This is a genomic window from Lentiprolixibacter sp. (assembly GCF_982873095.1).
The window spans coordinates 1-4,630 of record NZ_CEYNTP010000135.1; the positions used below are offsets into that span (position 1 = coordinate 1).

The window sequence follows — 4,630 nt, forward strand, 5'->3', positions numbered from 1 at the left end:
GGCGTGCATCCACAGGTCAATGCCATAGCGTATTCCAAAATCAAGGAATTGAGGGCTGCGCTGCTCACCTCCAAAGGTGGGCCTAATGCAGTGGAAATGGTGAGGCGTATCGACCGTTTTATGGAAGAGCCGGAAGAGTTTGAAGTTATTCCTGTACCTAAAATCCCAGATGGATCACCCATTGGTATGGATTGTTTCACCCCTTATTAATTCATGAGGTAGTATTATGGAGATTAACCTGATTAGTGATACGGTTACACGCCCGGGAAAGGGCATGCTGTCTGCCATGATGTCGGCAAAGGTTGGGGACGACGTTTTCAAAGCAGACCCTACTGTAAATGCCCTGGAGGAAGAAGTAGCCCGGATGTTCGGGCGTGAGGCTGCCTTGTTTTTCCCAAGCGGTACCATGACTAACCAAACCGCAATAAAACTGCACACCGGACCTGGAGACCAGTTGATCTGTGACCAGTATGCGCACGTGTATAACTACGAAGGAGGAGGCGTTAGTTTTAACAGCGGGGTGTCTTGTAAACTGGTAAAAGGGGAACGTGGCATGATGAAAGCAGCCCAGGTAGAGGCCGCGATTAATCCTCCTGACTTCTATCACAGTCCCCTGACCCAACTCGTATGCATAGAGAATACCACAAATAAAGGGGGAGGAGCCTGCTGGGATTTTGAAGAATTAAAACGTATCCGCAAGGTTTGTGACACCCACGGACTGGGATATCACCTGGACGGAGCCAGGCTTTGGAATGCCATGGTAGCCACCGGGCAAACCGCAGAGCAGTACGGAGCCTTATTTGATACCATAAGCGTCTGTTTGAGCAAGGGACTGGGCTGTCCCGTGGGTTCATTATTAATAGGGGATGCGGAGCACATTCACAACGCCTTGCGCGTCCGGAAGATCCTCGGTGGTGGGATGAGGCAGGCCGGGTACCTGGCAGCTGCAGGCCTATATGCCCTGGAAAACAATATAGATAGGCTCGCAGACGATCACGCCAAAGCGAAAGACATTGGAGCAACGTTGTCAGGCTTGTCCGTTGTGAAAAAAGTTGAACCTATTGAAACCAACATTATCATTTTCGAAGTAGAAGAAAAGGAAATGACCGGTGAAGACTTTATGAACCGTCTGAAAGAGAATGACATCCATATCATCAGCATGGGGCAGGGCAAATTGAGAATGGTGACCCACCTGGATTACACCGACGGGATGCATGAACTGCTACTAAAAAAACTAAAGGCGTTATAGGATTTCTTTGGGCGGGATTTCCCGCATTCGCTCCAGGAGGTGCTTGATTCCATTTTCCATACCAGCTTCTGAGGAAAAAAGGCTGCTTTTGCCTACGATTTTACCCTTCTTATTACGGAGGTTAAACAGGAATTTGCCGTTGTAATTGGTAGCACGCTCTATCCGAGGTTGCCGATCACTGGCCGGAATTAATTCCTTGAGCGAGGCCCTGGCATCCTCTTCACTGGAAAAGGGGACGCTGTTCAGCAGGGTATTGCCCTGTTTGGTTTTAAGGGAAAACCGATATTTATTTTCTTCTTCCTTCCGTATCTCGTACATCTTTTTGCGCTGTATACTTCTTTCTGGCCTTATTTCAGGAAAGCGTCCATACCCGGGATATTGGGCATACCTTCTTTAGCAACCGCCCCAAGTTCCTGTTCCTGTATGGCACTTGCTTTTTCAATGGCCTTGTTAAGGGTAAGGATGAGGTAATCTTCCAGTTGTTCTTTGTCTTCCAGCAGGCTATCATCTATTTCAACAGCTTTTATCGTCTTGTTTGCTGTCAGGGTGATACTGAGCAGTCCATCTGAAGAAGACTCCTTCAGGCTGATCGTATTCAGCCTTTCCTTGGTTTGCTTTACCTTTTCCTGGGCTTCTTTCAATTTGCCCATCATGCCCATTAAGTCTCCGAACATATGCCTTCTTTTAAAATGTTTGCAACCAAAGTTAATAATTTGCAGGCAACCACGGGCCAGAAACGCCTGCTTCCGCGCGAAAATTTCCGTAAGTCAATTTAGTGTATTTTTGCCCTTCGATCATCAAAAATCAGTTCGTCTGTCATGACTGAAAATGCGCCAAGAGCAAAGAAGAGAAACAAAGAACTTGTTAAGCACGGGGACGTCCGGATCGACCCCTACTATTGGCTGAATAATCGGGAAGATCAGGAGGTTTTGGCCTATCTGGAAGCTGAAAATGCCTATTACCAGGCGCAGACTTCCCATACCAAGGAATTTCAGGAAGAGCTGTTCCAGGAAATGAAGGCGCGCATCAAGGAAGATGACCAGTCGGTTCCTTACCGCCTAAACGGATACTGGTACGCTACGCGCTATGAAACAGGCAAAGAATACCCGATTTACACACGCAGGGAAAAGGTGCTTCAGGCAGAAGAGGAGATCTTATTCAACTGTAACCTGCTGGCCGAGCAGCAGGATTTTTTCAACCTGCGGGGTATTTCAATAAGCCCTGACAACACCCTTGCTGCCTTTGGAGTGGATACGGTATCCAGGAGGCAGTATACGATCCAGATTAAAAACCTGAAAACAGGAGAGGTATATCCCGAAAAAATTGAAAACACCACGGGAAGTTCGGTCTGGGCAGCAGATAACAGGACGCTGTTTTACGTGTGGAAAGACCCGGTAACCCTGCGAGCGGAAAAAGTTTATAAGCATGTGTTGGGAACCGCAGTAGAAGAAGACGAACTGGTCTATCATGAAAAGGATGAGACCTTCAATATCTACGTTTACAAAACTAAATCCAGGGAATATATCGTCATTGGAGCAAACAGCACCCTGACTTCGGAATACCGACTGCTTAGGGCGGATGAGCCCCAGGGCAGTTTTCGGGTATTTTCACCCCGGAAAAGGGGGCTGGAATACGCCATATATCATTTTGGGGAACATTTTTATGTGTTGACCAATAAAGACGGCGCTACGAACTTTAAGCTGATGAAGACCACCCTAAAACAGACGGAAGCCAAGTACTGGGAAGACTTTGTTCCTCATCGTGAAGAGGTATTGCTGGAGGATATTGAAATTTTTAGGGAGTACTACGTATTGTCAGAGCGGGAAAATGGTCTTACCCGTTTGAAGATCATCCATTGGGATACCGGGGAATCCTACGAGATTCCTTTTGATAGTGAAACTTACATTGCCTATCCCTATGTTAACCCTGAGTACGATTCCCATACCTTTCGCTATGTGTATAATTCCATGTCCTCCCCTTACAGGGTGGTGGATTTCGATATGAAAAAACGCAAAAAGGAGGTATTGAAAGAGCAGGAAGTGCTCGGGGGCAAGTTCGATAAAAAGAACTATATCTCTGAACGGATTTGGGCCGAGGCACGGGACGGCACTAAAATCCCCATCTCGCTGGTCTATCACAAGGACACCCCGCCTGATGACAACAGCCCCTTGTTCCAGTATGGTTACGGTTCCTATGGCAGCACGTCGGATCCTTATTTTTCGTCTGTACGCCTGAGTTTACTGGACCGAGGATTTATTTATGCTATTGCGCATGTGCGTGGCGGGGAGTACCTGGGAAGGCCATGGTATGAGAAGGGCAGGCTATATCACAAGAAAAATACCTTCACGGATTTTATAGATTGCTCCCGTCACCTAATTGCTTCCGGCTATACTTCCTCTGAACACTTATATGCCTATGGAGGTTCTGCTGGTGGCCTACTAATGGGGGCCGTAATCAACATGGCTCCGGAGTTGTATAATGGGATCATAGCGGCCGTACCTTTTGTGGATGTGGTCACTACCATGCTGGATGAAAGCATCCCCCTTACCACCGGGGAATACGATGAATGGGGAGATCCCAATGATCTGGGTTATTACGAATATATGAAGTCGTACTCGCCTTATGACAATGTTAAACCTCAGGCCTATCCCCATATGCTGGTCACCACAGGCTTGCATGATTCACAGGTGCAGTACTGGGAACCTGCAAAGTGGGTGGCAAAGCTGCGGGACCTCAAGACCAACGGAAATCATTTGTATCTGGATACCAATATGGACGCTGGTCAGGGCGGGGCTTCGGGTCGATTTGAAGCGCTTAGAGAAACGGCCAAGGAGTTTGCCTTTCTACTTGACCTGGAAGGTAAAATTCCCCAAACAAAAAAAAATACTAATTTTGTCCCCACAACCTGATCTGAAAGGACGCTGGTGGTGCTAACCAATTTTTATGAAAAAAACGATTCAAGCGTACGATAACGTCCTGCAACTCGTAGGAAATACGCCGCTAATCCGATTGAATAAAACGGTTTCCAAATTCTCCGGAAACTACTACGCCAAAGCTGAAGGATTCAACCCAGGACATTCTGCCAAAGACCGCATAGCAGTCTACATCGTGGAAGAAGCTGAGCGCAGGGGCATACTGAAAAAAGGAAGTACCATTATTGAAACTACTTCCGGTAACACAGGCTTCAGCCTGGCAATGGTAAGCATGATCAAAGGTTACGATTGTATACTGGCGGTTAGTTCAAAGTCATCTAAGGACAAAATTGATATGCTGCGTTCCATGGGGGCAAAAGTGTATGTTTGTCCAGCCCATGTGAGTGCGGACGATCCCAGGTCCTACTATGAGGTAGCCAAGCAGCTGCACCGTGAAACAGAGGGCTCT

6 protein-coding genes are annotated in these 4,630 nt (G+C 47.3%); 4 read left to right on the forward strand and 2 right to left on the reverse strand.

Going from position 1 to position 4,630, the window contains the following annotated elements:
* Both AC4E7D_RS09030 and AC4E7D_RS09035 read left to right on the forward strand, forming a co-directional pair.
* Positions 1-210: hypothetical protein (locus AC4E7D_RS09030; protein ID WP_490173475.1), on the forward strand; the 210-nt coding region annotated here is incomplete at its 5' end.
* 16 nt (positions 211-226) lie between these two features.
* On the forward strand, positions 227-1,249 hold the full coding sequence (locus AC4E7D_RS09035; RefSeq protein WP_490173476.1) for a threonine aldolase family protein: 1,023 nt from the start codon (positions 227-229) through the stop codon (positions 1,247-1,249).
* Here AC4E7D_RS09035 and AC4E7D_RS09040 read toward each other — a convergent pair.
* Positions 1,244-1,567 carry a YegP family protein gene (locus AC4E7D_RS09040; RefSeq protein WP_490173477.1) on the reverse strand — a complete coding sequence of 108 codons (324 nt, stop codon included), beginning with the start codon at positions 1,565-1,567 and terminating at the stop codon, positions 1,244-1,246. The genes AC4E7D_RS09035 and AC4E7D_RS09040 overlap by 6 nt on opposite strands.
* Before the next feature lie 29 nt (positions 1,568-1,596).
* The gene (locus AC4E7D_RS09045) at positions 1,597-1,923 is read right to left on the reverse strand and encodes a YbaB/EbfC family nucleoid-associated protein (protein ID WP_490173478.1); all 327 of its coding nucleotides are present in this window, start codon (positions 1,921-1,923) and stop codon (positions 1,597-1,599) included.
* A gap of 144 nt (positions 1,924-2,067) precedes the next feature.
* Between AC4E7D_RS09045 and AC4E7D_RS09050 the strand changes: the two genes are divergently transcribed.
* Both AC4E7D_RS09050 and AC4E7D_RS09055 read left to right on the forward strand, forming a co-directional pair.
* The gene (locus AC4E7D_RS09050; protein WP_490173479.1) at positions 2,068-4,158 is read left to right on the forward strand and encodes a S9 family peptidase; all 2,091 of its coding nucleotides are present in this window, start codon (positions 2,068-2,070) and stop codon (positions 4,156-4,158) included.
* Positions 4,159-4,192: 34 nt separating this feature from the next.
* Positions 4,193-4,630 (forward strand): PLP-dependent cysteine synthase family protein (locus AC4E7D_RS09055; protein WP_490173480.1); only part of this gene is annotated, 438 nt, incomplete at its 3' end.

Bases quoted from the DNA above. Each gene is read 5' to 3' on its own strand.
- AC4E7D_RS09035 (WP_490173476.1), top strand. From the start codon at position 227: ATGGAGATTAACCTGATTAGTGATACGGTTACACGCCCGGGAAAGGGC.
- AC4E7D_RS09040 (WP_490173477.1), bottom strand. From the start codon at position 1,567: ATGTACGAGATACGGAAGGAAGAAGAAAATAAATATCGGTTTTCCCTT.
- AC4E7D_RS09045 (WP_490173478.1), bottom strand. From the start codon at position 1,923: ATGTTCGGAGACTTAATGGGCATGATGGGCAAATTGAAAGAAGCCCAG.
- AC4E7D_RS09050 (WP_490173479.1), top strand. From the start codon at position 2,068: ATGACTGAAAATGCGCCAAGAGCAAAGAAGAGAAACAAAGAACTTGTT.